Raw genomic sequence first — 24,444 nt, 5'->3', positions numbered from 1 at the left:
GACATCACCGCCGACAAGGGCCCTGGAGGTACGTACGCGATGACCGTCACCCTGGCGGACGTGGCCGCACGCGCACGGGTCTCGCCCGCGACCGTCTCCCGCGTCCTCAACGGCAACTACCCGGTCGCCGCCGCGACCAGGGAGCGGGTCATGCGCGCCGTCGACGAGCTCGACTACGTGCCCAACGGCCCCGCGAGCTCACTCGCCGCCGCCACCTCCGACCTGGTCGGCATCCTCGTCAACGACATCGCCGACCCCTTCTTCGGGATCATGGCCGGGGCGGCGCAGAGCGCGATCGGCGAGAGCGGGGCGGGGCGCGCCGGGGGCGAGAAACTGGCCGTGGTCTGCAACACGGGCGGCTCTCCCGAGCGCGAGCTCACCTATCTGACCCTGCTCCAGCGACAGCGGGCCGCCGCCGTGATCCTCACCGGCGGCTCCCTGGAGGACGCCGAGCACCTGGCGGCCGTCACGGCCAAGCTGGCCCGGCTCGCCGAGGCCGGCACCCGGGTGGTGCTGTGCGGGCGGCCGCCGCTGGGCGCGGACGCGGCGCACGTGGGCGCGGCGACCCTCGCCTTCGACAACCGGGCCGGGGCGCGCCGGCTCGCCGAGCACCTGCTCTCGCTCGGGCACCGGCGCATCGGTTACGTGGCGGGCCCGGCGGACCGCACCACGACCCGGCACCGGCTCGAGGGCCACCGGGAGGCGCTGCGGGCGGCCGGGGTGGCCGAGGGGCCCACGGTCCACGGTCCGTACGACCGCGCGTCCGGCTACGACGCGACCGTCGAACTCCTGCGCCTCGACCCCGCCCTGACCGCCGTGGTCGCCGCCAACGACACCGTCGCGCTGGGTGTGTGCGCGGCCCTGCGCGACCGGGGCCTCGGCATCCCGGGCGACGTCTCGGTGGCGGGCTTCGACGACCTGCCGTTCTCGGTCGACGTGGTGCCGGCGCTGACGACCGTACGCCTGCCGCTGTACGAGGCGGGGGCGCGGGCCGGCCGCCTGGCCCTGGGCACGGAGCCGACCCCTCCGGGTGGACTGACGACCGTCCCGGCGGAGCTGGTGGTGCGGGGCTCGACGGCGGCGCCGCGGGGGTAGGCGGCATCCTCTCGGACGTCACGATCGGCTTCGGGAGCGGATCACCTTCGGTGAGGACCTGGTCCTGCCCCTCGAAGGGCGCGAGATCACGGTCAGGACGGACGGGTTCCCGCGCGAGCAGCACTGACGAGCCCGGTCGCGTCCAGGACCGCGTCCACCGTCTCCTCCACCGTCTGCTCCGCGTTGTCGATCCAGACGCCCTGGTCCGCGAGCTCCTCGCGCATGGCCGCGTCGAGGAAGGCCCAGTTCGTGGTCAGCCTCTTGTGGCGGGCGTTGTTGCGCTCCCAGGCCTTGTCGGGGCCGGGGGCGAGGACGACCACGCTCAGCGGGCCCGTCGTGAACCGCGCGCGGTAGAAGTCGAGGTGGGAGCGGCGGACGACCACGTCGTCGAGGACCGGGAGGAAGCCGGCCGCGACGAAGCTGTCCGCGAGGAGGCAGGCGTTGCGGGCGCGGAGCAGGATCTGCCGGTCGGCCTCCGGGTCGCCGTCGGGGGTGGGCCAGTGGCCGCCCTGGACGATCAGCTCCTGGAGGTGGTCGACCTCGATGTGCGCGGAGCGCGCGAAGCGGGCCGCGAGGGCCGCCGAGACGGTGCTCTTGCCGCTGCCGGGGATGCCGACGAGGAGGACCGCGCCGGGGGCGGGTCCGACGGAGTCGACGGTGACGTTCGTGAAGCTCATGCGGGGCAACGGCCTTTCAGCACCGTACGGTCACAGGCGCGTGACACAGTAGCCGGGCTCCCCGGGCGAGTCGATCACGTATTCGGCGCGCAGGAGGTAGTCGGCCGGCCCGCAGGAGGACGCGTCCGCGACGCGGTACTCGGCGAGCGACGAGCCGCAGTCCACCTTCGTCAGCTCCTGGTCGGGCCACTCCGCCTCGTTGCGGACGCAGTCGCCGACGGACAGCGCCACCGGCTCGTCCTTGCCGCCCGCGAAGAGTCCGATCAGGAAGAGCGCCGGGATCGCCGCCAGGACGAGCGCGAACGGGGTGAGGACCAGCATCGCGGGCGCGCGCAGCAGCACCCGCCGCCCCGGGTCCAGGGGCGGCCGCTGGGCGCCGAACGGCTCGGGCAGCCGCCGGAGGGCGGAACGGGCACTGAGGTTGCCGAGCACGATGAACGGCGTGACGAAGAAGGAGAAGAGGCCCCACCAGCCGGTCACCAGGGTCTCGGAGGTCATCGTCCGGTAGACGGCGAGGCCACAGGTGCGGCAGAAGGCACCGCGCCTGGTGACCGTGCGCATGATGACGACCATGCCCTGGTGCGCGCGGACCGTCACCACCGCCGTGGGCTGCGCGCCGCACACCTCGCAGCCCTGGGGCCCGGAGGGGCCGGCTCCCCACGGCTGTTGCCCGTACGCGGGGGCCTGCTGCCCGTACGACTGCTGTCCGTACGGTCCCGGGGTCTGACCGTACGGCTGCTGCCCGTACGACTGCGGCTGCGGGTACGGCTGCCCGTACGACTGCTGCCCGTACGGCTGTTGTCCGTACGGCTGTTGTCCGTACGACTGCGGCTGCGGCGGCTGGTTCACGGTGCGGTTCCCCCGTTCGGCGTCGGCACCAGCACCCTAACCTCCGGTTCCGCGACGGCCTTGCGCGGCAGGGAGGTCAGCGCCACTCCGCCGACCAGCAGGGCCGCCGCGCACCACCGCAGCGGGGTGATCTCCTCGCCCAGGAAGAGGGCCGCCGACGACATCCCGAAGACCGGGACGAGGAGCGAGAACGGCGCCACCGAGGAAGCCGGGTAGCGGCGCAGCAGCCAGCCCCAGGCGCCGAATCCCAGGACGGTGGCGACCCAGGCGATGAAGACGATGACGCCGACGCCCACCGGGTCGAGGGCGCGCAGGGCGGCCAGGTCACGCTCGGGGCCCTCCAGGAGCAGGGAGAGGCCGAGCAGCGGCAGGACGGGGACCGTGCAGACCCACACCATGAAGTTGAGGGCGTCGGGCGGAGCGGCCTTGCGGGTGAGGACGTTGGAGACGCCCCAGCCGACGGCGGCCGCGATCACCAGGACGAAGCCGGTCAGCGAGCCCGACCCGCCCTCGTCGACGGCGGCGACCCCGATGCCGGCGAGGGCGACGGCCATGCCGAGCAGCTTGACGCGCCCCGGCCGTTCGCCGAGCGCGAGGAAGGCGAACACGGCCGTGAACACGGCCTGGACCTGCAGGATCAGGGAGGACAGACCGGCCGGAGCGCCCAGGCTCATGCCGGCGAAGAGCAGGCCGAACTTGGCGACGCCGAGGGCCAGTCCGACGCCCACGATCCACTTCCAGGCCACCTTGGGGCGGCCGACGAAGAAGACGGCCGGCAGGGCGGCGACGAGGAAGCGGAGCGCGGAGAAGAGCAGCGGCGGGAAGTGGTCGAGGCCGATGTCGATGACGACGAAGTTGGCGCCCCAGAGGGCTGTGACCAGGGCGGCGAGGGCGATGTGGGCGGGGCGCATACGGTCGAGGATCACCCGGCCGGACCGTGTAGCACCAGCACGGATTCCTTCATGGTTGGATGAAGCACCGCTACATCCAGGAGCGAGCGAAGGAGCGAGCGCATGCTGGATCTCGGACGCCTGCGGGCGCTGCACGCCGTCGCCGTGCACGGCACGGTCGGTGCCGCTGCCGCCGCCCTCGGCTACACCCCGTCGGCCGTCTCCCAGCAGATCGCCAAGCTGGAGCGGGAGACCCGCACGACCCTGCTCGAACGCAGCGGGCGGGGCGTCCGGCTGACCGACGAGGCGCATCAGCTCGCCGACACGGCCCAGCGGCTGCTGTCGCTGGTCGAGGAGGCCGAGGTGCGCCTGGAGGAGGGGCGCGGGCTGCCGGCGGGGCGGCTCCGGATCGGCTGCTTCCCGAGCGCGGCACGTGGCCTGATGCCGCCGGTGCTCGCGGACCTGGCCCGTCGTCACCCGGCCCTCGACGCCCGGCTGTCGGAGGTGGATCCGCACCTCTCGGTGGACCTGGTGGCACGGGGCGTGCTCGACCTGGCCGTGGCGCACGACTGGGACATCGCCCCGCTGCCGGTGCCGCCGGGCGTGGAGCAGGCGGTGATCGGTGACGACCTGTGCGACATCCTCGTGCCCCGGGACCATCCGCTGGCGGTGCGCGAGGCGGTGCGCCGGGAGGAGCTGGTGGAGGAGCGCTGGATCATCCAGCCGCCGGGGACGGTGTGTCACGACTGGCTGGTCCGGACGCTGCGGGCGGCCGGGTACGCACCGCGGGTCGCCCATCAGGCCGAGGAGAACCACACCCAGGTCGCGCTGGTCGCGGCGGGGCTCGGCATCGCCCTCGTACCGCGGCTCGGGCGCGGGCCGCTGCCGGACGGGGTCGTGCCGCTGCTGCTCGACCCGGTGCCGAGGCGGCGGCTGCGGGCCGTGTGGCGTACGGGTGCGGCGCGGCGGCCGGCCATCACGGAGACCGTCCGTGCCCTCCAGGAGCGTTGGCCCGAGGTTGCGGCGACCGGGTGACGGGCCGCGATTCTTGCGCCGATCCTTGACCTGGCAGTTACTTTCCGGCTATCCGTGGCACCTTGGCAGTTTCCTTCACGGAAGGAGCACCAGTGCCCCACCGCGCCCCATCCCCCTCCAGACGCACCCTTCTCACGGTGACGGCGGCCGTGACGGCGGCCGCCGTCACGGGCGTGACCACCCCGGCTCACGCGGCCGAGGACAGCCAGGACGACAAGCTGCGCATCCTCCTCTCCCGGATGTCCCTGGAGGAGAAGGTCGGCCAGCTCTTCGTCATGCGGGTCTACGGCCACTCCGCCACCGACCCCGACCAGGCCGACATCGACGCCAACCTCAAGGAGACCGGCGTCCGCACCGCCGCCGAGCTGATCGAGCGTTATCACGTCGGCGGCGTCATCTACTTCTCCTGGGCGCACAACACCCGCGACCCGCACCAGATCGCGGACCTCTCCAACGGCATCCAGCGGGCCGGTCTCGCCCAGCCCACCCCGATCCCGCTGCTGATCTCCACCGACCAGGAGCACGGCATCGTCTGCCGGGTCGGCGAGCCGGCCACCCTGCTGCCCGGCGCCATGGCGCTCGGGGCCGGCGGCTCGCACGCCGACGCCCGCAAGGCGGCGCAGATCGCGGGCGCCGAGCTCGCGGCCGTCGGCATAAGGCAGAACTACGCCCCGGTGGCCGACGTCAACGTCAACCCGGCCAACCCGGTGATCGGCGTCCGCTCCTACGGCTCCGACCCCGAGGCCGTCGCCGCCCTGGTGGCCGCCCAGGTCAAGGGCTACCAGCGGGCGGGGGTCGCGGCGACCTCCAAGCACTTCCCCGGGCACGGCGACACGGCCGTCGACAGCCACTACGGGCTGCCGACCATCACCCACACCCGCGCGCAGTGGGAGGCGCTCGACGCCCCGCCGTTCCGGGCGGCGATCGCCGCCGGCATCGACTCGATCATGACGGCGCACATCGTCGTGCCCTCGCTCGACCCGAGCGGGGACCCGGCGACCCTGTCCCGCCCCATCCTCACCGGCATCCTGCGCGAACGGCTCGGCTACGACGGCGTCGTCGTCACCGACTCGCTCGGCATGGAGGGCGTACGGACGAAGTACGGGGACGAGCGCGTCCCGGTCCTCGCGCTCAAGGCGGGCGTGGACCAGCTGCTCAACCCGCCGAACCTGTCGGTCGCCTGGAACGCGGTCCTCAAGGCCGTGAAGGACGGCGAGCTGACCGAGGACCGGCTCGATGAATCGATCCTGCGGATCCTGCGTCTCAAGGCGAGGCTGGGCCTCTTCAAGGACCCGTACGTCACCCGTGCCGAGGTCGACCGGACGGTCGGCACCGCGGCCCACCGCGCGCACGCCGACCGGATCGCCGAGCGGACCACGACCCTCCTGGTCAACGAGGGCGGCTTCCTGCCGGTGAGCCGGCTCAGCCACCCCAGGGTGCTCGTCGTCGGCGCCGACCCGGCCTCGCCGTCCGGCACCACGGGCCCGCCGACCACCACCCTGGCCGGCGCGCTCACCGAACTCGGCTTCACGGCCCGGGCCCTGTCCACCGGGATCACCCCGACCGCCGCGCGGATCGAGGAGGCGGTGGCGGCCGCGGCCGGTCAGGACCTGGTCGTCGTCGGCACCTACAACGTGTCGGCGACCAGCCCCCAGCGCACCCTCGTCGCCCGGCTGGTCGCGACCGGGGTGCCCGTGGTGACGGTCGCCATCCGCAACCCGTACGACGTGGCCCGGATCCAGGGCCAGCGGGCCACCCTCGCCGCCTACTCCTGGACGGACGTCGAGCTGCGCGCGGCGGTTCGGGTGCTGGCCGGGCGGGCCGAGCCGCGCGGGCGGCTGCCCGTCCCCGTGCAGAGCGCCGACGACCCGTCGAAGGTGCTCTTCCCGGTGGGCCACGGCCTGTCGTACGGGTAACGACCGCCGAGGAATGGCGCGGAGCCGGCGCCCCGTCGGAAGGACGGGACGCCGGCTCACGTCGTACGGGCGGAACCGGGCGGCCTACGGGCGCAGGCCGTGCTCCCGGGTCGCTTCCTCGTCGACCGGGCGGTCGAGGCGCGCGTCGAAGCGGGCGAGCGGCTGGGCCGCCTGCACCGCCGGCGCGTCGACCCCGGCCCAGGCGAGGATGCGGGCGGTGGCCTTCGCCTTCTCGGCCTCGACGAGACCGGCCACGTTGGCGCCGTGGTTGGCGCCCGGCGCGTAGTAGACGTAGCTGTCACGGGCGCCCTTGCCGAGCCGGAACGGCTCGGCGCCCCAGGGGTCGTTGGCGCCGTAGACGAACATCATCCGGTTCGCGTTCTTGCGGACCCAGTCGTCCACGTCGCGCATGACCCACGGCTTGAACTTCATCGGGATCTCGCGCGGCACGAAGGCGCTCGCCGGCTGGTAGCCGTAGCGGCTCAGGCCGTCGAGGTGCGGCTGCCTGATGCTGGGCGAGCCGAGCTCGGTGGCCGCCTGGTAGTAGTACGGGGTGTAGTACTCCAGGCCCTGGTCGGTGTAGGCGGACCAGCCGGCGTAGGCGTCGATCGTCTCGTAGACGGTCTCGTCGCTCGCGGTGGCGGCGGCCGGTACCTGGTCGCAGACGTCCTCGCCGTAGTACTGCCAGAAGCCCCACACGAAGTCGAGGACGACGGCCTCGTACGCCTTGTCGGTCGAGCCGAGCGTGTTGAAGGTGTATCCCTCGGTCTTCGCCCAGGTCTCGAACTTCTTCTGCAGCGGCTCCCGGCGCACCAGGGCCTCGCGCTGCATGGCGTTCAGCCGGTCGCGGCACTCCTTGGTGCCGACGTTCTCGAAGAACCGGTCGTAGGCCGAGTCCTCCCTGTTCACCACGTCGTTGGGCGCCACATAGGCGACGACGCCGTCCATGTCCCTGGGGTAGAAGCGCTCGTAGTAGGTGGCCGTCATGCCGCCCTTGGAGGCTCCGGTGGAGAGCCACTTCTTGCCGTAGACCGCCTTGAGGGCGGTGAAGATGCGGTGCTGGTCGCTGGCGGCCTGCCAGATGTCCAGCTTCGACCAGTCGGCGGGCTGCGGCCGGGACGGCGTGAAGAACCGGTACTCCATGGAGACCTGGTTGCCGTCGACGATCCGGGTCGGCTCGCTGCGGCTCGGCGTGGTGCTCAGCCCGTAACCGCTGGTGCGGAAGACGGTGGGGCGCTCGGTGTCCTTGTGGAGGATCGAGATCCGCTGCTTGAACGTACCCGCCCACGGGCGGTGGTGGTCGACCGGCTGCTCGTACTCCAGGACGAAGAAGCGGTAGCCGGCGTACGGCTTCTCCTCGATCAGGCTCATCCCGGGAATCGCCAGGATGCGGTCCTTGATGTCCGTGGCCTGCGCGTCAGCGCTCTGCGAGTCGGCGACGGTCGTGCTGCCGGACTCCGGTTCCACGGCGGTAGCCACACCGGTCGAGCCGACGGTGCCTATGAGCACCGACAGCGACAGCAGCCATCTGAGCGACTTGCGCATTCACCCTCCCCTTGGTTCACAACGGTGTCGCGAACCTAGCGGGGTCAACGTGCGGGCCGCCAGACCCGGTTGGGACTTACCTATGGATGTGCACAGGATCGGGTGCGGTTCCGGCCGCCGTCCCGCCTCAGCACAGGAGCCAGCCGGTGGAGGCGCCGCGGCCGGCGATGGAGGCGGAGGCCCGGACGCAGCGGTTCAGGGCGTGCACGGTCACCGGCCCGGCCTGGCGCGTGAACCGGCCGGAGTTGACGGCGGCCCGGCCGCCGCGCGGCTGCAGCGACACCGACATCGCCTGCCGGGGACCGGGCCGCTTGGTCACCGCGAGCGCGCACACGTAGTGCCTGGTCCGGTAGAGCCGCAGCTCCCCGGTGGCGAAACCGACGGTGCGGGTGGGGCGCCCGTTGCAGACGGACGCGGCGTCGGCGCTGCCCGCGCCGGGCCCGGCCAGGACGAGGACACCGGCGGCGAGGGCCAGGGCGAGCACGTACGCGGAGAGCCTGCGGACCGCCCTCACCGGAACCCCACCGAACACACGCACCCCTCCCCTGCTCCTGCCGTACATGCTTACGACGCGGCCGGGGCCGATTCGGTTGCCAGGGGGCGGGACGCCCTTCACTCCAGGGTGCCGCCGGTGAAGTGGGCGAGGACCAGCGTGAGGAAGAGCGCCTCGGCGCCCAGCAGGATCCAGAGGGCGGCCATCCGGTCCTGCGCGGGCGGCGCGCCGTCCGGGGTGGACAGGGCCCGGATCCAGGCCGCGGCGCCGACGGCGAGGGTCAGCAGCGTCAGCCAGCCGGGGACGTCGCCGCAGGTGTCGTGCATCACGCAGCTCGTCCCCTTCTCCGAGGCGAGGGCGAGGATCACGACCCCGATGGTCGCCGGGATCAGCAGCAGCCCGGCCCACAGGGCGCGGGTGCGCAGCCGGCGGGCCTCGCCCGGGGCGGTGGCGGGGCCCGGGGCCGGGGCGGGCGGGGGCGGCAGGTGATCGCTCATGCCTGCGATTCAACCCCGCCGGCCCCTGGCCGGAAATGAGCTGTCGTACTCAGATCGCCTCGGCGCCCGCCCGCTGCTCCTCGTCGGCCACGTCGGCGGCCTCGCCGATGAAGGTGCGCCACAGCGCCGCGTACCGGCCGCCGCGGGCGAGCAGCTCGTCGTGGGTGCCGTCCTCGGCTATCCGGCCGTGGTCCATGACGATCACCCGGTCGGCGCGGGCGGCCGTGGTGAGACGGTGGGCCACGACCAGGGTCGTGCGGCGGCCGGCCAGGCGGTCGGTGGCCGCGTTGACCTGGGCCTCGGTGGCCAGGTCGAGGGCGGCGGTGGCCTCGTCGAGCAGCAGCACGTCGGGGTCGACCAGCTCGGCCCGGGCCAGGGCGATCAGCTGGCGCTGGCCCGCCGAGAGGTTACGGCCGCGCTCGGCCACCTCGTGCAGGTAGCCGCCGTCGAGCGTGGCGATCATGTCGTGGGCGCCGACCGCGCGGGCCGCGGCCTCCACCTCCGCGTCGGTCGCGTCGGGACGCCCGTACGCGATCGCGTCACGGACCGTCCCGGCGAACAGATACGCCTCCTGCGGCACGACGCCGAGCCGGTGGCGGTACGCGGTGAGGTCGAGCTCGCGCAGGTCGGTGCCGTCCGCGGTGACCCGGCCGCCCGTCGGGTCGTAGAACCGGGCGACCAGCTTGACCAGGGTCGACTTGCCCGCGCCGGTCTCCCCGACGAAGGCCACGGTCTGGCCGGCCGGGATGCGCAGGTCGATGCCCGACAGGGCCTCCTCGCCGTCGTCGCCCGACCCGTAGCCGAAGGACACGTCCTCGAAGGCGATCTCCCCGCGCAGCGCGGGCACGGCGAGCGGGGCGTCCGCGCCGGCGGTGGAGGTCGGCTCCTGGAGGAGCTCCTGCATCCGCTTCAGCGAGACGGCGGCCTGCTGGTATCCGTCGAAGACCTGCGAGAGCTGCTGCACCGGCGCGAAGAACAGGTCGATGTAGAGCAGGTAGGCGACGAGCGCGCCGGTGGTGAGCGTGCCGGCCTCGATGCGGTGCGCGCCCACGGTCAGCACGGCCGCGGCGGCCACCGAGGACAGCAGCGTGACGAACGGGAAGTAGATCGATATCAGCCACTGGCCGCGGACACGGGCCTCGCGGTACTCCTCGCTGCGGGCCGCGAACCGGGCAGCACCCGCGCGCTCGCGCCGGAACACCTGCACGATCCGCAGCCCGGCGACGGACTCCTGGAGGTCGGCGTTGACGACGCTGATCCGCTCGCGGGCCAGCTCGTACGCCTTCACGCTGGCGCGGCGGAAGAAGTAGGTGGCGACGGCGAGCACCGGCAGGGTCGCGAAGACGACCAGGGCGAGCTGGAGGTCGAGCGCGACCAGCGCGACCATGATGCCGAAGAAGGTGACGACGGAGACGAAGGCGGTGACCAGACCGGTCTGCAGGAAGGTCGACAGGGCGTCGACGTCCGTGGTCATCCGGGTCATGATCCGGCCGGTCAGCTCGCGCTCGTAGTAGTCCAGGCCGAGCCGCTGGAGCTGGGCGAAGATCTTCAGCCGCAGCGCGTAGAGGATCCGCTCGCCGGTGCGGCCCGTCATGCGGGTCTCGGCGGTCTGGGCGACCCACTGCACCAGGACGGTCAGCAGGGCCAGCACGGAGGCCGCCCAGACCGCGCCGATCGCGAGCTGGTTCACGCCCTCGTCGATGCCGTGCCGGATGAGGACCGGCAGCAGCAGGCCGGTGCCCGCGTCCACGGCGACCAGCGCGAGGCTGACCAGCAGCGGCAGGCCGAAGCCGCGCAGCAGCCGGCGCAGGCCGTAGGAGTCCTCGGGCGCGACGGCCCGGGCCTCGTCGACGTCCGGTGTGTCCGTCGCGGGCGGCAGCGCCTCGACGGCGGCGAGCAGCTCGGGCGTGGCGCCCGGGGCCGCGGTCTCGCGGTCGTCGGTACCCTCGCGCACCCACAGGGCGGGGGTGATGCCGCGCTCGGCGTCGAACTCGGCGTCAAGCTCGGCCCGCAGCGTGCGGTCCTCGGGGACGTCGGCGGGGCTGACGTGGCCGGGCGAGACGGCACCGAGCTCGTCGGGGTCGGTGAGCAGCCGGCGGTAGAGCGCGGAGCGCTCCTCCAGCTCCTCGTGGGTGCCGATGTCGGCGAGCCGGCCGCCGTCGAGGACGGCGATGCGGTCGGCGAGTCCGAGGGTGGAGCGGCGGTGCGCGATGAGCAGCGTGGTGCGACCCGCCATCACGGACCGGAGGGCCTCGTGGATCTCGTGCTCGACGCGGGCGTCGACGGCGGAGGTGGCGTCGTCGAGGAGGAGCAGCCGCGGGTCGGTGAGGATCGCGCGGGCCAGCGCGATGCGCTGGCGCTGGCCGCCGGAGAGGGTCAGTCCGTGCTCGCCGACCGTGGTGTCGTACCCGTCGGGGAGCTCGGCGATGAACCGGTCCGCCTGGGCGGCGCGGGCCGCGGTCTCGATCTGCTCCTGGGTGGCGTCGGGGACGCCGTAGGCGATGTTGGCGCGGACGGTGTCGGAGAAGAGGAAGGAGTCCTCGGGGACGAGCCCGATCGCGGCCCGCAGCGAGTCGAGGGTGAGCTCGCGGACGTCGTGGCCGCCGACGAGGACGGCGCCCTGGGTCACGTCGTAGAAGCGGGGCAGGAGCAGCGAGACGGTGGACTTGCCGGAGCCGGAGGCGCCGACGACGGCGACGGTCTCGCCGGGTCGGATCTCCAGCGAGAAGCCGTCCAGGACGGGGCGGGCCTTGCCCTCGGCGCCCTCGTACGCGAAGGAGACGCCGTCGAACTCGACGGTCGCCGGGGCGTCGGCCGGGAGCTCCTTGGTGCCGTCCCGCAGGCTCGGCTCGGTGTCGATGAGCTCCAGGACCCGGTCGACGCCGGCGCGGGCCTGCTGGCCGACGGTGAGGACCATGGCGAGCATCCGGACCGGGCCGACGAGGGAGGCGAGGTAGGAGGAGAAGGCGACGAAGGTGCCGAGGGTGATCTGCCCGCGGTAGGCGAGCCAGCCGCCGAGGGCGAGGACGGCCACCTGGCCGAGGGCGGGGACGGCCTGGAGGGCGGGGGTGTAGCGGGAGTTCAGCCGTACGGTGCGCAGCCGGCCGGCGAACAGCCTGCGCCCGGCCTCGCGGATCTTGCCGGTCTCCTGCTCCTCCTGACCGAATCCCTTCACGACGCGGACGCCGGTGACGGCCCCGTCGACGACGCCGGCGACGGCGGCGGCCTGCGCCTGCGCGTACCAGGTGGCGGGGTGCAGGCGGGTGCGGCTGCGCCGGGCTATCCACCACAGGGCGGGGGCGACGGCGACGGCGACGCCGGTCAGGGGCAGGGAGAGGGCGGCCATCACGCCGAGCGAGATGAGGAACAGCAGCACGTTCCCGATGGTCATCGGGAGCATGAAGAGAAGGCCCTGGATGAGCTGGAGGTCGCTGGTGGCGCGTCCGACGACCTGCCCGGTGGACAGCTCGTCCTGCCGCCGCCCGTCGAGCCGGGTGATGGTCCCGTACATCTCGGTGCGCAGGTCGTGCTGGACGTCGAGGGCGAGCCGTCCGCCGTAGTAGCGACGGACATAGGTGAGGGCGTAGACGACGACGGCGGAGGCGAGGAGGAGGCCGGTCCACAGGCCGAGCGAGCCGCTCTTGTCGCCGATGACGTCGTCGATGATCACCTTGGTGATCAGGGGCACGAGGGCCATGACGGCCATGCCGCCGAGGGAGGAGCCGAGCGCCAGCACCACGTTGGTCCGGTAGCGCCAGGCGTACCCCCACAGCCTCCGCGCCCACCCCTGCGGGCGCTCCCCCGGCTCCCGCCGCCCCGCCTGTTTCTGCCCCACCGCCGCCACGTGGCGCCTCCCGTCCGTGCTGTTCTACCGGAAGGGCCAACACGGCCGACGTGCGATTTCATCCCGCCGCAACAATCGGCGGCCGCGGTGGGTAGGAATCAGGCGGCCGCCGTCGGGCGGTCACGTCGGAGCGCAGGGGAAGGGGTGGTCCGTGTCGCGGGTCGAGGAAGGCAGGCCGTACGCCTGGGGTGAGCTGTACGCGGCGCTGCTGGCGCTGGAGGGCATCGCCGCGGGCGGGAGGATCGGGGCGGTGCCGGAGCAGCAGGTGCGGCGGACGGCCTACATGCCGCGGAGCGTCTTCGAGGACCATCTGCGAAACGTCGGCGGGCAGGTGTTCACCGCGCGACAGAAGGGCGGGACGGTGGCCGAGGCCGCCGCGACGGTCTTCGCCGACATCGGGAGGCTGATACGCCCGGAGCGCATGCCGCTGCACGGGCTCGGGCAGAGCGCCGCGGAGGAGTTCCGGCGGGGGTACGCGGCGCGGGCCGCCACGTACCGCGAGGCCTGGGCGGAGCTCGCCGGCTGAGGAGCGACGGCACGACGGCCCGGACCGCGCCCGGCCCCACGGCGGGGTCGGGGCGCGGGCCGGCGTGGCCGGGGAGGGCCCGGGCGGGATCCGCTCGGCGAGGGCCCGGGGTCACAGGTGGGTCGGCTCGAACATCCGCAGCAGGGCCGGGAGGACCACCACCGAGGGGCCGGGGGTGGCCAGGGCGGCGGAGAGGTCCTTGGCGAGCGTGTCGGGGGTGGTGAGGGCGGCGGGAACGCCGAAGGACTCCGCGAGGGCGACGAAGTCCGGGCGGGCCAGCTCGGTGGCCGTGGGCGTCGGCTCGCCGAAGGCGTCCGTCATGTACTCGCGCAGGATCCCGTAGCCGCCGTCGTCCACGATCAGCCAGGTCACGTCCAGCTCGTACTGCTTCGCCGTCGCCAGCTCCGCGATCGAGTACATCGCGCCGCCGTCGCCGGAGACCGCGAGGACCGGGTGGCCGGGGTCGGCGGCCGCCGCGCCGAGGGCGGCGGGGAAGGCGTAGCCGAGGCCGCCGGCGCCCTGGGCGGAGTGCATGGTGTTCGGGTGCCGGGCGTCGAAGGCGGACCAGGCCCAGTAGGCCAGGATCGTCATGTCCCAGAAGCTCGGGGCCCGGTTCGGCAGGGCCTCCCGCACGGCGGCGACGACCCGCTGCTCCAGGCCGAGGTCCTGGGCGGCGATCCGGTCCGCGACCTTGGCCAGGACCGTACGGACCCGCTCCGGGGCCGTGTCGTCCGGGCGCTCGTCCACGGTCTCCAGGAGGGCCTGGAGGGCGAGCCGGGCGTCGGCGTGGATGCCGAGCGCGGGGTGGTTGGACTCCAGCTTCCCGGCGTCGGCCTCGATCTGGATCACCCGGCCGCGCGGGGCGAAGGTGTGGTAGTTCGAGGACAGCTCGCCGAGGCCGGAGCCGACGACGAGGAGGACGTCGGCGTCCTCCAGGAAGTCGGTGGTGTGCCGGTCCTCCAGCCAGGACTGCAGGGAGAGCGGGTGCTTCCAGGGGAAGGCGCCCTTGCCGCCGAAGGTGGTGACGACGGGGGCGTTGATCCGCTCGGCGAGGGCGAGCAGCTTGCCGGAGGCGTCGGAGCGGACGACCCCGCCGCCCGCGATGATCGCCGGCCGGGCCGCCTTCGCCAGCAGGTCGGCGGCGACCGCCGTCAGCTCGGGGCGGGGCACGACCTCGTCGGGGGTCGCGTCCATCGCCGTGACGACCGGCAGGCTCGTCGGCGCGAGCAGCACGTCCTGCGGGATCTCGACCCACACCGGGCCGTGCGGGGCGGTGAGCGCCGACTCCCAGGCCGCGGCGACCGCGGACGGGATCTGGGACTGCGTACGGACGGCGTGGACGGACTTCACGACGTCCCGGAAGGATGCCTGCTGGTCGCGCAGCTCGTGCAGATAGCCGTGGCGGCCGCCGCCGAGCCCGGCGACGGGGACCTGGCTGCCGATGGCGACGACCGGCGCGGAGGCGGCGGCGGCCTCCTGGAGCGCGGCGAGCGACATGAGCGCGCCGGGGCCGGTGGAGAGCAGCAGCGGGGCGGCCTCGCCGGTGATCCGGCCGTACGCGTCGGCGGCGAAGCCCGCGTTGTTCTCCATGCGCAGGCCGACGTACCGGAGCGAGGAACGGCGCAGCGCGTCGAACATGCCGAGCGCGTGCTGGCCCGGCAGCCCGAAGACGGTAGACGCGCCGAGCCCGGCGAGGGTCTCGACGACGAGGTCACCGCCGTTGCGCCCGGGCGGCGGGTTGAGCGCGGCGGCGGTCTGCGCGGCGGTGGGGCGGAGGACCAGGTCGTGGTCGTGCGTCATGGGAGTCCCTCGAGGCGTACGGGTCGGTTGCGGCCCGGCGGACGTACGGCCGGCCCGCTCCGGCCACGAGTATGGCGCGCGGAGGGAGGAGGGGCCCGGCCGGGGCGTCGCCCCCGGCCGCCCGGCCGGACGGCGGGCCTGCGGGCGGGCGGCCCCGCCGAGGCCGGGCGCGCCGGGCCGGGCCCGGCGGGGCGGCGAGCCCCTCCGGCCCCCGCCCCGTCGTCGCTACCGCACCGCTACTGCGCCGCGCGGCTCGCCGCGATCTGGCGGGACATGATCGTGGTCAGCTCGTACGCGGTGTGGGAGGCGGCGACCGCGGTGATCTCGGCGTGGTCGTAGGCGGGGGCGACCTCCACGACGTCGGCGGAGACCAGGTTGCAGGAGGAGAGGCCGCGCAGGATCTCCAGGAGCTCGCGGGAGGTCATGCCGCCGGCCTCGGGGGTGCCGGTGCCGGGGGCGTGGGCCGGGTCGAGGCAGTCGATGTCGATGGAGATGTAGAGCGGGCGGTCGCCGATGCGCTGGCGCAGCTGGTCGGCGACCTCGTCGGCGCCGCGGCGGTAGATGTCCGCCGACGTGACGATGCCGAAGCCCATCTTCTCGTCGTCGGTGAGGTCCTGCTTGCCGTAGAGCGGGCCGCGGGTGCCGACGTGGGAGAGCGCCTCGGTGTCGAGGATGCCCTCCTCGACGGCCCGGCGGAACGGCGTGCCGTGGGTGTACTCGGCGCCGAAGTAGGTGTCCCAGGTGTCCAGGTGGGCGTCGAAGTGGAGCAGGGCGACCGGGCCGTGCTTCTTGGCGACGGAACGCAGCAGCGGCAGGGCGATGGTGTGGTCGCCGCCCAGGGTCATCAGACGGGCGCCGGTGGCGAGCAGGTCGTCGGCGGCGGCCTCGACCGTCTCGACGGCCTCGTTGATGTTGAACGGGTTGGCGGCGATGTCACCGGCGTCGGCGACCTGGGCCAGGGCGAACGGGGAGGCGTCCTGGGCCGGGTTGTAGGGACGCAGCAGGCGGGAGGCCTCGCGGATGGCGTTGCCGCCGAAGCGGGCGCCGGGGCGGTAGGAGACGCCGCTGTCGAAGGGGACGCCGACCACGGCGACGTCGGCGGTGCCGACCTCGTCGAGCCGCGGCAGCCGGGCGAACGTCGCGGGACCGGCGTACCGCGGGATGCGGGACGAGTCGATCGGCCCGCGGAAGGCGTTCTGGTCGCTGCTGCTCATGGTCGGGTCCTCCTGGGATGTTCGGCCTGGATGCCACGACAGTAGGTGGCCGGAGGGCGGCACAGAAGTGTACTTTTCCTCCACTGTACGCACGGGGGATGTACGAAGGATCCATGACCATGACCGCGACGGCCGCACCGGAGCCCGGCTCCACTCCCCCGGCGCCGCCCGTCCCGCTGTCCGCGCTGCTCGCCCGCGCGGAGCTGGGGCTCAGGCTGCTCACCGGGCCCGACGACGTCTCGCTGCACTGGGTGCACACCTCGGAGATGGCCGACCCCTACCCGTATCTGCTGGGCGGCGAGCTGCTGATGACGGCGGGCGTGCAGCTCACGGACCCGGCGCGGTACGTGGAGCGGGTGGTGGAGGCGGGGGCGGCGGCGCTCGGCTTCGGCGTGACCCCGGTGTACGACACGGTGCCGCCGGAACTCGTCGCGGCCTGTGAGCGGCACGGCCTGCCGCTCGTGGAGGTTCCGCCGCGCACCCCGTTCACCGCCGTGGCCCGGGCGCTGTGGCGGCTGATGGCGGAGGCGCGGCTGCACGAGCTGCGCCGGGTGAGCGAGGCCCAGCGGTCCCTGGCGACCGCCGCCGCCCGTCCGGCCCCGGTCCCGGCGGTGCTCGGCGCGCTCGCCTCCCGCCTCGGCGGGAGGGCGGTCCTCTTCGCGGCGGACGGTACGGAGTCGGCGGCGGCCGGCCGGGAGGTCCCGCCGGAGGCGGCGCGGGCCCTCACGGACCTGGCGCGTGTGGTGGGGCCCCGCCCGGGCGGCCCGGCGTCGGCGAGCGGCGACGGCGGCGGGCTGCGGCTGGCGGCGTACGCGCTGGGTGGCGGCGACGGGCTGACGCTCGGCGTGGCGGCGGAGCGCCGGGAGCCGGGCGACCACACGATCGCGGGCGTCGCGGTCGTCCTCCTCTCCCTCCTCACCGCCCCGCACCGGGCCGCTGACGTGACCGCCCGGGACACGGCCCTGGTCCGCCTGCTCCTCGGCGCGTCCCCGGCGGACGCGGCGCGCGCCCTGGGCCCCGGGCCCTGGGTGGTCGTGCACGCCCGGGGCGGCGACGGCACCCCGTTCGCCGCGGCGACGCTGGCGGCGGCGCTCGGGACACCGCTGGTCGAGGGCGAGGGCGGCTCCGAGGCCGTACGGCTGCTCCTGGCCGCCTCCGGACCGGTCACCGTCCAACCGGGCTGGACGCTCGGGGTCAGCGCCCCCGCCGAGGCGGCGGACCTCCCCGCCGCCGACGCGCAGGCCGCCCGCGCCCTGCGTCGGGCGCAGGCGACCCGGGCGCCCCTGGTCCGGCACCGGCCGGCCGGCCTCGCCGCCCTGGTGGACCGTGACGAGGCCGCCGCCTACGCCCGCGACCTGCTCGCCCCGCTGTCCGAACCCCTCTCCGAGACCCTCCGCACCTGGCTGTCGCTGCACGGCAGCTGGGACCGGACGGCGGTGGCGATGGACATCCACCGCAACACCGTCCGCCAGCGCATCACCCGCGCCGCCACGCTCCTCGACCGGGACCTGGACGACCCGGACGTCCGGATGGAGCTGTGGTTCGCGCTGAAGTCGCGCTGAGGGGCTCGGGGGCCCCGGCAGTCGTCACAAGGATCCCCACCCGGGGACGACGGCGGCCAGTTCGGGTGTCATCCCTTCGAGGCGGTGGGCCCAGTTCACGCGGTCGGGCACCCCGGCGAAGTGCAGGCCGAGGACCTTCCGGCCCTCGGCGTCGAGGTCGACGACGAGCGAACCGGAGCTGCCGCCGAGGGTGCTGGCGTCGTGGCTGATGATCCAGTTCCGGGCGTCGCCCTCCACCTCGCCCCGGCCCTCGGTGAGCGCTCCGGGGGTGAGGCGCTTCACGCCCGCCACTCCGTCGAACAGTTCGGCGAAGACGTCCGGCCTCGTCGACAGCGAGCTGCCGGGGAAGCCGACGATGTAGACGCCGCGCCCACGGGAGGCGAGCGCTCCGTGCGTCGCCGGATCGTCGCCCCGGGCGACCTGGACCGGGGTGGGGAACGGCCGGCCCCGCACGCGTTCCAGTTCGAGCACGGCCATGTCGAGGCCGTCGAAGTTGACCCTCGGCACGGTGGGGTGAGCGCGCTCGGGTGCCCCCTCACGCCCCACGCCCAGGACCCGGCTGATCCGGAAGACGCGGTCCGACGGCCCACCGCCGACCTCCCCGCCGAAGTCGACCTCCACATCGGGCTTGAGCACGCCGCCGAACTCGCCGTCGATGCGGGACGGATGGGCGGAGATGACCTCCAGGACGTGGTAGTTCGTCACGACGACGCCGTCGTCGATCGCCCACGCGGAGCCCTGATAGCCGAGGGGCGCGCTCGGGTCGTTCACCCGGCCGACCGCCCGGCAGACGGTACGGAGTTCGGCCTGGACGCGAGAGAGGGACGCCGCCCAGTTCGCCGCCGCCGGATCCGCGGCGTCGAAGAAGTCGTCCTCGACGAACAGCACCGGGCGGGACCCGTCGCTGTGGACGACGGCCTCCAGCCTCAGCAGGTCCCGCGAGTCCAGCTCGGCCTCGGCGCCCTCGTCGACGACCTTCCGCACCGCACGCTCGGCGCCGCGCATCAGGCGCTCCCGCGCCGCCTGGTCGGCTTTCCTCCGGAGGTGCTCCTCGAGCCAGCCGATCTCGTCGGACAGTTGCGTGATCAGGCGTTCGGGATCCGGCGGGCTCGGCGCGCCGGCCCCGTCGGCGTGCTCGAGTCCGCCGCTCCCCGATTCGCCGAGGAGTCGCTTGTAGGTGCCGCCGGCGGACATGGCGTCCCCTTCTCGGCCCGGCGCGCCTCAGCTGACGGCCTCGGCCTGGGCGGCGGCCAGCTCCGCGACCCGGCTGCGGTACGCCTCGGCCAGGTCGCCGCCGTTCGCGCCGGGGACCCCTTCCGGGCCGGCTCCGAGCGACTGCAGCACCGCGTCCACGCGGGCCTGAAGGTCCGTCACAGCGGCCATGGTGTGCGGGTACAGCAGTTCGAGCCCGCGCTTGTCGCCGTCCGACAGGTTCTGCCCGTCGCCGCTCGGCGCGCAGCTGCTGGGGGTGGACTTGTAGAAGAACTCCGGGAACCGGTACAGCATCACCGACTTGGCGTCGAAGGGGCCGGCGACGAGGTCCGGGGCCTCCACGGTGCGCAGGTTGTGGTCCACCTTCGCGCGCGGCCACCTGTTCGGCGCCCCGGCGAGGAACGTGTAGATGCCGGGACGCCGACCCTGGGAGTCCGGCACGAAGACACCCGCCGGGTTCTGCACCGGCTCGTACTGGTGGTCGTCGTCCCAGCGGAACTCGCCCTCGCAGGTGCCGCGCATGTTCTGGTGGGAGTGGTGGAATCCCAGGGCGTGCAGGAACTCGTGCCGCACGGTGCCCTCCCACTGGGCGGGCCGGTTCGTCGTGAACCCTCCGAGGTTCAGGCTGCGCTGGCCGGGGTTGCCCCCGACCGGTCCGCCTCCCGCGCCGATGGCCGTGTCCGTGCTGTCGGTGCCCACCAGGGAGAAGAAGCCCTGCTGGTCGAAGCTGACCCGGATCTCGGCGGCGAAGGCCGTGTCGGCCGTGGTCCACCGCCGAAACGTTCCGGCTCCGTCGTTCCGCCCGAAGTCGAGCGTCAGGTTGCAGGCGTCGGTGATCTGCTTCGTCGCTTCCGCGATGTCCGCGTGCAACTGGTCGTCCCCGCCGAGGAACGCGACCCGCACCGTCTTGCCCAGCGGCCACTTCCCGATGTCGGTGACGAGGAACTCCAGGCCGCCGTGGGCCTTCGCGCGCCTCCAGCGGTCCCGTACTTCGATCTCCGCCACGACCTCGTCAGGGAGGGATTCCAGAGGGAGGGATTCGAGTTCCATGACGCGTCCTTTCGCATCACCTACGAACAATTCCCCCCGACCGGTACCGGTCTGACGACACGGATGGGCCGCTCGGCTCGACGCGCGAGCATGCCGACATGGGATTCACCTCCCAGTATCACCCGAATGGCGGTGTTCTGCGACCCCGCTGTCGCTCTGAGTGGTTCACCGTTCATCCAGGTGACGCCGCATCAGGGCCAGAGCTTGTTCACCGCGGTCTTCGTCGTGGTGCGGAAGGCGGTCAGCGGGGCGTCCTTGAGGTCGCCCATCTGACCCCAGCGGACGAGGGTGACGGTGCGGCCGTCGCGGCCGACGGAGAAGAGGTGGACGTCGGTGCTGCCGATCTGCGGGTCGGCGGTGTCCAGGCTGTAGACCCAGGCGCCCTCCTCGACGGCGAGCTTGCCGTGGGAGGCGCTGACGGCCTTCAGGCCCGGGTTCTGCTGCTCGAGCACGGGGCCGCAGCCGGCGAGGGCCTTGCGGAGGGTGTCGACCAGCTTCACGGCGTCGGCCTCGGTGCGGGCGACGGTGGTGATCTGGACGCCGTTGGTGTCGAGCTCGGTGTTGAACTCGCGGTAGCGGGTGTTCTGCGCCGGGATCTTGTACGGGGCGCAGAGGGCGCCGCCGTTCTCCGGGACGCCGGTGAAGACCTGGGTGGCGGTCCACGGCGTCGACGACGGCGGCATCTGGGAGGCGGCGAGGAAGGCGGGCTGGGCGGCGGCCTGCGCCGGGGCCGTGGCGAGGGCCGCGAGGCCCAGGGCGGCAGCGGCGGCGGTGGCGAGTGCGGTACGGAGCTTGTTCATGGTGGTGGATCCCCCGTCGGGTCGTTCGGTCAGTGCTCGACCAGCGTCGGGCCCGGCGCCCGCCGGGTGCAACGGTGACGCGCCCACCACCCGTCCCGGAACCATTCCACCCCCGCTGACGTGCAGGGATGTAAAGGGTGGGACGCAGGGTCAAGGGGGATGGAATGCCGAAGGACGCCGCCGTCGAGGAATTCGCGGGGCTCGTCCGCACGCTGAAGGCGCGCGACGGGAGGAGTTACGAGGCGCTGGGCCGGCGCCTGAGCGTCAGCGCGTCCACCCTCCACCGCTACTGCTCGGGCGCGACCGTCCCGGAGGAGTTCGCCGTGGTCGACCGCCTCGCCCTGCTGTGCGGGGCGGACGAGGAGGAGCGCCGCGCCCTGGAGGCGGCCTGGAGCCGCGCGGACCGCACCCGTCGCCCTCCGGTGCCGCGGCCCGGCGCGGACGCCGAGCGCGGCCGGGAACCGAAGCCGGCGCCGCGGCCCGAGCCGGCCCCGGAGCCCGCGTCCGAGCACGAGCCCGAGCCCGCACCCGTGCACGCGCGCGTGCCGGGCCTCCCGTCCGAGCGGCGGAGGCGCCGGTGGGGCTGGGCGGGCGTGGTCGGCGGGGTGCTGGCGGTCGTGGGGATGGTGACGCTCGGAGCCGTACTCCTGCCCGGGAAGACCCGGGAGCGGGCCGCCGAACCACCGGCGCCGCTGACGTGGACGGTCGCCTCGCACCTCTGGAAGAACGGGTGCGGACACACCTACCTCGTGGAGCGGACGGCCCCTCCCCCGCCGGAGTCGGCCGACGCGCGGAGCTGGGCGGCGGCGCAGGGGGCCGTGGACGGCGGGGAGACGCTGGTGCGGGTGTCGGTGCAGGGGAAGGGCGCGGCGGCGGTGGTGCTCCAGGCGCTGCACGTGCGGGTGGTGGAGCGGGCCGCGCCGCTGCCGTGGACGGCGTACCGGATGGGCGGCGGGTGCGGCGGGGCGGTGACGCCGCGCCGTTTCGAGGTGGACCTGGACCGGCCGCGGCCGGTGGCACGGGCGCTGGACGGGTACGACGCCTCCGGGCAGGAGGGCCGGACGCTCCCGGCGGTCCCCTTCCCGTACGCGGTCACCGCCGCCGAGCCGCAGGAGCTGCTGGTCTCGGCGGGGGCGGTGGGGTGCGACTGCCGCTGGTACCTGGAGCTGGAGTGGAGCTCGGAGGGGCGCCGGGGCACGGTCCGGATCGGGGACGAGGACGGCGCGCCCTTCCGTACGAGCGGTCTGCGGGGCCGCCCGATGTGGGAGTACGACTCCGTGGGACGGGCCTGGATCACAGTGGAGGAGTCTGGACAGGGTGGGTGACCGCTGGGTAACTTCGTTGACGACAGGCTGAGCAAGCGCTTAGACAAATGGGCCCCGCACACCGGAGGAGTCGCACCGTGCGCCGTACCGTATTCAACGAGGACCACGAGGCGTTCCGGGAGACCATCCGGGCCTTCATCGAGGCCGAGGTCGTCCCGGTCTACGACGAGTGGTTCGCCGCCGGTCAGGCGCCGCGCGACTTCTACTACAAGCTCGGCGAGCTGGGCGTCTTCGGCATCAACGTGCCCGAGGAGTTCGGCGGCGCCGGCCTGGACACCCACAAGTTCGAGGCCGTCCTCTACGAGGAGACCGCCCGCGCCGGCGTCCAGTTCGGCGGCTCCGGCGTGCACGTCCTGCTCGCCCTGCCCTACATCAAGATGCTCGCCACCGACGAGCAGAAGAAGCGTTACCTGCCGAAGTTCGTCTCCGGCGAGGAGATGTGGGCCCTCGCGATGACCGAGCCGGGCACCGGCTCCGACGTCGCGGGCATGAAGACCACCGCCAAGCTCTCCGAGGACGGCACCCACTACGTCCTCAACGGCGCCAAGACCTTCATCACCGGCGGCGTCCACGCCGACCGCGTCATCGTCTGCGCCCGCACCTCCGCCCCCTCCGCCGAGGACCGCCGCTTCGGCATCTCCCTGTTCGCCGTGGACACCAAGACCGAGGGCTACTCCATCGGCCGCAAGCTGGACAAGCTGGGCCTGCGCACCTCCGACACCGCCGAGCTGGCGTTCGTCGACGTCAAGGTGCCGGTCGAGGACCTCCTCGGCGAGGAGGGCAAGGGCTTTTACTACCTCGGCCACAACCTGGCCTCCGAGCGCTGGGGCATCGCCTTCGGCGCCTACGCCCAGGCCAAGGCCGCGATCCGCTTCGCCCAGCAGTACGTCACCGACCGCACGGTCTTCGGCAAGCCGGTCGCCACCTTCCAGAACACCAAGTTCGAGCTGGCCGCCTGCCAGGCCGAGGTCGACGCCGCCGAGGCCGTCGCCGACCGGGCCCTGGAGGCCCTGGACGCGGGTGAGCTGACCCCGGCCGAGGCCGCCTCCGCCAAGCTCTTCTGCACCGAGGTCGCCCACCGCGTGATCGACCGCTGCCTCCAGCTGCACGGCGGCTACGGCTACATGAACGAGTACCCGATCGCCCGCCTGTACGCGGACAACCGCGTCAACCGCATCTACGGCGGCACCAGCGAGATCATGAAGTCGATCATCGCGAAGTCGATGGGCCTGTAAGTGCCCGACCCGCACACCGCACTGGATGACCTGCTCGCTCTGCTCGACCTGGAGCGGATCGAGCAGGACATCTTCCGGGGTGAGTCACGGTCCGCCCTCGTCCCCCGCGTCTTCGGCGGCCAGGTGGCCGCCCAGGCGCTGGTGGCGGCGGGGCGGACCGTCCCGGACGACCGGCTCGCCCACTCCCTGCACGCGTACTTCCTGCGCCCCGGGGACCCGGGCGCGCCGATCGTGTACACGGTCGACCGCATCCGCGACGGCCGTTCCTTCACCACCCGCCGGGTGGTCGCGGTCCAGCACGGCCAGCCGATCTTCCACCTGTCGGCGTCCTTCCAGACGTACGAGGAGGGCCTGGAGCACCAGGCGGAGATGCCGCCCGCTCCGGATCCGGAGTCGCTGCCGACGGCCGCCGAGATGCTGCCCCGGCACCTCCCCCGCGAGGTCGCGGACCGGCTGGTCGAGGCCCGCGCCGCCGTGGACCTGCGCTATGCCGAGGTGCCGCCGTGGGGCTCGGTCGGGCAGCCGCGCGAGCCGCGCTCGCAGGTCTGGTTCCGCACCAACGGCAAGCTGGCCGACGACCCCCTGCTGCACGTCGTCCTGGCCACCTACGTCTCCGACATGACGCTGCTCGACTCGGTGCTGCTCGCGCACGGCCGGGGCGGCTGGGCGGTCGGCGACGTCGTCGGCGCCTCCCTCGACCACGCGATGTGGTTCCACCGCCCCTTCCGGGCGGACGAGTGGCTGCTCTACGACCAGGAGTCGCCGACCTCCTCCGGTGGCCGCGGCCTCGGCCAGGCCCGGATCCACACCCAGGACGGGCGCCTGGCGATCTCCGTCATCCAGGAGGGTGTCGTTCGCGTCCCGCGCCGATGACCGGAC

At 73.7% G+C, this 24,444-nt stretch carries 20 protein-coding genes; 8 read left to right on the top strand and 12 right to left on the bottom strand.

The window, feature by feature from the left end; genetic code table 11:
• Nucleotides 1–39: 39 nt before the first annotated feature.
• Complete coding sequence (locus tag ACFY7C_RS10095) at nucleotides 40–1,095, top strand: LacI family DNA-binding transcriptional regulator (RefSeq protein ID WP_389646708.1); 1,056 nt, start codon at nucleotides 40–42, stop codon at nucleotides 1,093–1,095.
• A gap of 92 nt (nucleotides 1,096–1,187) precedes the next feature.
• On the opposite strand, the gene ACFY7C_RS10090 is transcribed toward ACFY7C_RS10095, so the two are convergent.
• From ACFY7C_RS10090 to ACFY7C_RS10080, 3 genes are read right to left on the bottom strand one after another with little or no spacing between them, the layout of a single operon-like run.
• Nucleotides 1,188–1,772 carry an AAA family ATPase gene (locus ACFY7C_RS10090; protein WP_389646705.1) on the bottom strand — a complete coding sequence of 195 codons (585 nt, stop codon included), beginning with the start codon at nucleotides 1,770–1,772 and terminating at the stop codon, nucleotides 1,188–1,190.
• A gap of 30 nt (nucleotides 1,773–1,802) precedes the next feature.
• On the bottom strand, nucleotides 1,803–2,621 hold the full coding sequence (locus tag ACFY7C_RS10085; RefSeq protein ID WP_389646702.1) for a hypothetical protein: 819 nt from the start codon (nucleotides 2,619–2,621) through the stop codon (nucleotides 1,803–1,805).
• Nucleotides 2,618–3,532: an EamA family transporter gene (locus ACFY7C_RS10080; RefSeq protein ID WP_389649432.1), complete on the bottom strand. Its 915-nt coding sequence runs from the start codon at nucleotides 3,530–3,532 to the stop codon at nucleotides 2,618–2,620. The genes ACFY7C_RS10085 and ACFY7C_RS10080 overlap by 4 nt, the downstream gene beginning before the upstream one ends.
• A 102-nt stretch (nucleotides 3,533–3,634) precedes the next feature.
• On the opposite strand from ACFY7C_RS10080, the gene ACFY7C_RS10075 reads away from it, so the two are divergent.
• Entirely contained in the window at nucleotides 3,635–4,546 is a 912-nt protein-coding gene (locus ACFY7C_RS10075) for a LysR family transcriptional regulator (RefSeq protein ID WP_389646699.1), read from the top strand.
• A gap of 92 nt (nucleotides 4,547–4,638) precedes the next feature.
• On the top strand, nucleotides 4,639–6,462 hold the full coding sequence (locus ACFY7C_RS10070) for a glycoside hydrolase family 3 protein (RefSeq protein WP_389646696.1): 1,824 nt from the start codon (nucleotides 4,639–4,641) through the stop codon (nucleotides 6,460–6,462).
• Nucleotides 6,463–6,546: 84 nt separating this feature from the next.
• Here the strand turns inward: ACFY7C_RS10070 and ACFY7C_RS10065 are convergent, their stop codons facing one another.
• The 4 genes from ACFY7C_RS10065 to ACFY7C_RS10050 form a co-directional block, all read right to left on the bottom strand.
• Nucleotides 6,547–8,007, bottom strand: a complete 1,461-nt coding sequence (locus ACFY7C_RS10065) for an aminopeptidase (RefSeq protein WP_389646693.1) — start codon at nucleotides 8,005–8,007, stop codon at nucleotides 6,547–6,549.
• A 127-nt stretch (nucleotides 8,008–8,134) separates the two neighbouring features.
• Nucleotides 8,135–8,569 (bottom strand): hypothetical protein, encoded by a 435-nt coding sequence (locus tag ACFY7C_RS10060; protein ID WP_389646690.1) that lies wholly within the window; start codon nucleotides 8,567–8,569, stop codon nucleotides 8,135–8,137.
• A 50-nt stretch (nucleotides 8,570–8,619) separates the two neighbouring features.
• The gene (locus ACFY7C_RS10055; protein ID WP_389646687.1) at nucleotides 8,620–8,997 is read right to left on the bottom strand and encodes a hypothetical protein; all 378 of its coding nucleotides are present in this window, start codon (nucleotides 8,995–8,997) and stop codon (nucleotides 8,620–8,622) included.
• 49 nt (nucleotides 8,998–9,046) lie between these two features.
• The gene (locus tag ACFY7C_RS10050) at nucleotides 9,047–12,841 is read right to left on the bottom strand and encodes an ABC transporter ATP-binding protein (protein ID WP_389646684.1); all 3,795 of its coding nucleotides are present in this window, start codon (nucleotides 12,839–12,841) and stop codon (nucleotides 9,047–9,049) included.
• Between the two features lie 151 nt (nucleotides 12,842–12,992).
• Here ACFY7C_RS10050 and ACFY7C_RS10045 point away from each other — a divergent pair, with 151 nt between their 5' ends.
• Nucleotides 12,993–13,367: a hypothetical protein gene (locus ACFY7C_RS10045; RefSeq protein WP_389646681.1), complete on the top strand. Its 375-nt coding sequence runs from the start codon at nucleotides 12,993–12,995 to the stop codon at nucleotides 13,365–13,367.
• A gap of 111 nt (nucleotides 13,368–13,478) precedes the next feature.
• Here ACFY7C_RS10045 and ACFY7C_RS10040 read toward each other — a convergent pair whose 3' ends face one another.
• The gene (locus tag ACFY7C_RS10040; RefSeq protein WP_389646678.1) at nucleotides 13,479–15,167 is read right to left on the bottom strand and encodes a thiamine pyrophosphate-binding protein; all 1,689 of its coding nucleotides are present in this window, start codon (nucleotides 15,165–15,167) and stop codon (nucleotides 13,479–13,481) included.
• Between the two features lie 236 nt (nucleotides 15,168–15,403).
• Complete coding sequence (gene speB, locus ACFY7C_RS10035; RefSeq protein WP_389646675.1) at nucleotides 15,404–16,381, bottom strand: agmatinase; 978 nt, start codon at nucleotides 16,379–16,381, stop codon at nucleotides 15,404–15,406.
• 119 nt (nucleotides 16,382–16,500) lie between these two features.
• Between speB and ACFY7C_RS10030 the strand changes: the two genes are divergently transcribed.
• Nucleotides 16,501–17,943, top strand: a complete 1,443-nt coding sequence (locus ACFY7C_RS10030; RefSeq protein ID WP_389649429.1) for a PucR family transcriptional regulator ligand-binding domain-containing protein — start codon at nucleotides 16,501–16,503, stop codon at nucleotides 17,941–17,943.
• 24 nt (nucleotides 17,944–17,967) lie between these two features.
• Here the strand turns inward: ACFY7C_RS10030 and ACFY7C_RS10025 are convergent, their stop codons facing one another.
• The 3 genes from ACFY7C_RS10025 to ACFY7C_RS10015 form a co-directional block, all read right to left on the bottom strand.
• Nucleotides 17,968–19,137: a trypsin-like serine peptidase gene (locus tag ACFY7C_RS10025; RefSeq protein ID WP_389646672.1), complete on the bottom strand. Its 1,170-nt coding sequence runs from the start codon at nucleotides 19,135–19,137 to the stop codon at nucleotides 17,968–17,970.
• A 27-nt stretch (nucleotides 19,138–19,164) separates the two neighbouring features.
• The gene (locus ACFY7C_RS10020) at nucleotides 19,165–20,205 is read right to left on the bottom strand and encodes a hypothetical protein (protein WP_389646670.1); all 1,041 of its coding nucleotides are present in this window, start codon (nucleotides 20,203–20,205) and stop codon (nucleotides 19,165–19,167) included.
• A gap of 191 nt (nucleotides 20,206–20,396) precedes the next feature.
• Nucleotides 20,397–21,005, bottom strand: a complete 609-nt coding sequence (locus ACFY7C_RS10015) for a hypothetical protein (protein ID WP_389646667.1) — start codon at nucleotides 21,003–21,005, stop codon at nucleotides 20,397–20,399.
• A gap of 164 nt (nucleotides 21,006–21,169) precedes the next feature.
• Between ACFY7C_RS10015 and ACFY7C_RS10010 the strand changes: the two genes are divergently transcribed.
• From ACFY7C_RS10010 to ACFY7C_RS10000, 3 genes are all read left to right on the top strand, one after another.
• Nucleotides 21,170–22,330, top strand: coding sequence for a helix-turn-helix domain-containing protein (locus ACFY7C_RS10010; protein WP_389646664.1), 1,161 nt, complete (start codon nucleotides 21,170–21,172; stop codon nucleotides 22,328–22,330).
• Nucleotides 22,331–22,407: 77 nt separating this feature from the next.
• The gene (locus ACFY7C_RS10005) at nucleotides 22,408–23,565 is read left to right on the top strand and encodes an acyl-CoA dehydrogenase family protein (protein WP_389646661.1); all 1,158 of its coding nucleotides are present in this window, start codon (nucleotides 22,408–22,410) and stop codon (nucleotides 23,563–23,565) included.
• Nucleotides 23,566–24,438, top strand: a complete 873-nt coding sequence (locus ACFY7C_RS10000) for an acyl-CoA thioesterase (RefSeq protein ID WP_389646658.1) — start codon at nucleotides 23,566–23,568, stop codon at nucleotides 24,436–24,438.
• Nucleotides 24,439–24,444: the final 6 nt, after the last annotated feature.

Source organism: Streptomyces sp. NPDC012769, assembly GCF_042901205.1.
In the GTDB taxonomy this organism is placed as follows: Bacteria; Actinomycetota; Actinomycetes; order Streptomycetales; family Streptomycetaceae; genus Streptomyces.
The sequence above is the reverse complement of the archived record's forward strand: the minus strand, read 5'-3'. Positions and strand labels throughout refer to the sequence as shown.

What these genes read in the sequence shown, in the direction of transcription:
- ACFY7C_RS10010 (WP_389646664.1), top strand. Translation starts at nt 21,170, where the DNA reads ATGCCGAAGGACGCCGCCGTCGAGGAATTCGCGGGGCTCGTCCGCACG.
- ACFY7C_RS10080 (WP_389649432.1), bottom strand. Translation starts at nt 3,532, where the DNA reads ATGCGCCCCGCCCACATCGCCCTCGCCGCCCTGGTCACAGCCCTCTGG.
- ACFY7C_RS10075 (WP_389646699.1), top strand. Translation starts at nt 3,635, where the DNA reads ATGCTGGATCTCGGACGCCTGCGGGCGCTGCACGCCGTCGCCGTGCAC.
- ACFY7C_RS10055 (WP_389646687.1), bottom strand. Translation starts at nt 8,997, where the DNA reads ATGAGCGATCACCTGCCGCCCCCGCCCGCCCCGGCCCCGGGCCCCGCC.
- ACFY7C_RS10090 (WP_389646705.1), bottom strand. Translation starts at nt 1,772, where the DNA reads ATGAGCTTCACGAACGTCACCGTCGACTCCGTCGGACCCGCCCCCGGC.
- ACFY7C_RS10040 (WP_389646678.1), bottom strand. Translation starts at nt 15,167, where the DNA reads ATGACGCACGACCACGACCTGGTCCTCCGCCCCACCGCCGCGCAGACC.
- ACFY7C_RS10060 (WP_389646690.1), bottom strand. Translation starts at nt 8,569, where the DNA reads ATGTACGGCAGGAGCAGGGGAGGGGTGCGTGTGTTCGGTGGGGTTCCG.
- ACFY7C_RS10025 (WP_389646672.1), bottom strand. Translation starts at nt 19,137, where the DNA reads ATGTCCGCCGGCGGCACCTACAAGCGACTCCTCGGCGAATCGGGGAGC.
- ACFY7C_RS10015 (WP_389646667.1), bottom strand. Translation starts at nt 21,005, where the DNA reads ATGAACAAGCTCCGTACCGCACTCGCCACCGCCGCCGCTGCCGCCCTG.
- ACFY7C_RS10065 (WP_389646693.1), bottom strand. Translation starts at nt 8,007, where the DNA reads ATGCGCAAGTCGCTCAGATGGCTGCTGTCGCTGTCGGTGCTCATAGGC.
- ACFY7C_RS10030 (WP_389649429.1), top strand. Translation starts at nt 16,501, where the DNA reads ATGACCGCGACGGCCGCACCGGAGCCCGGCTCCACTCCCCCGGCGCCG.
- ACFY7C_RS10020 (WP_389646670.1), bottom strand. Translation starts at nt 20,205, where the DNA reads ATGGAACTCGAATCCCTCCCTCTGGAATCCCTCCCTGACGAGGTCGTG.
- ACFY7C_RS10095 (WP_389646708.1), top strand. Translation starts at nt 40, where the DNA reads ATGACCGTCACCCTGGCGGACGTGGCCGCACGCGCACGGGTCTCGCCC.
- speB (WP_389646675.1), bottom strand. Translation starts at nt 16,381, where the DNA reads ATGAGCAGCAGCGACCAGAACGCCTTCCGCGGGCCGATCGACTCGTCC.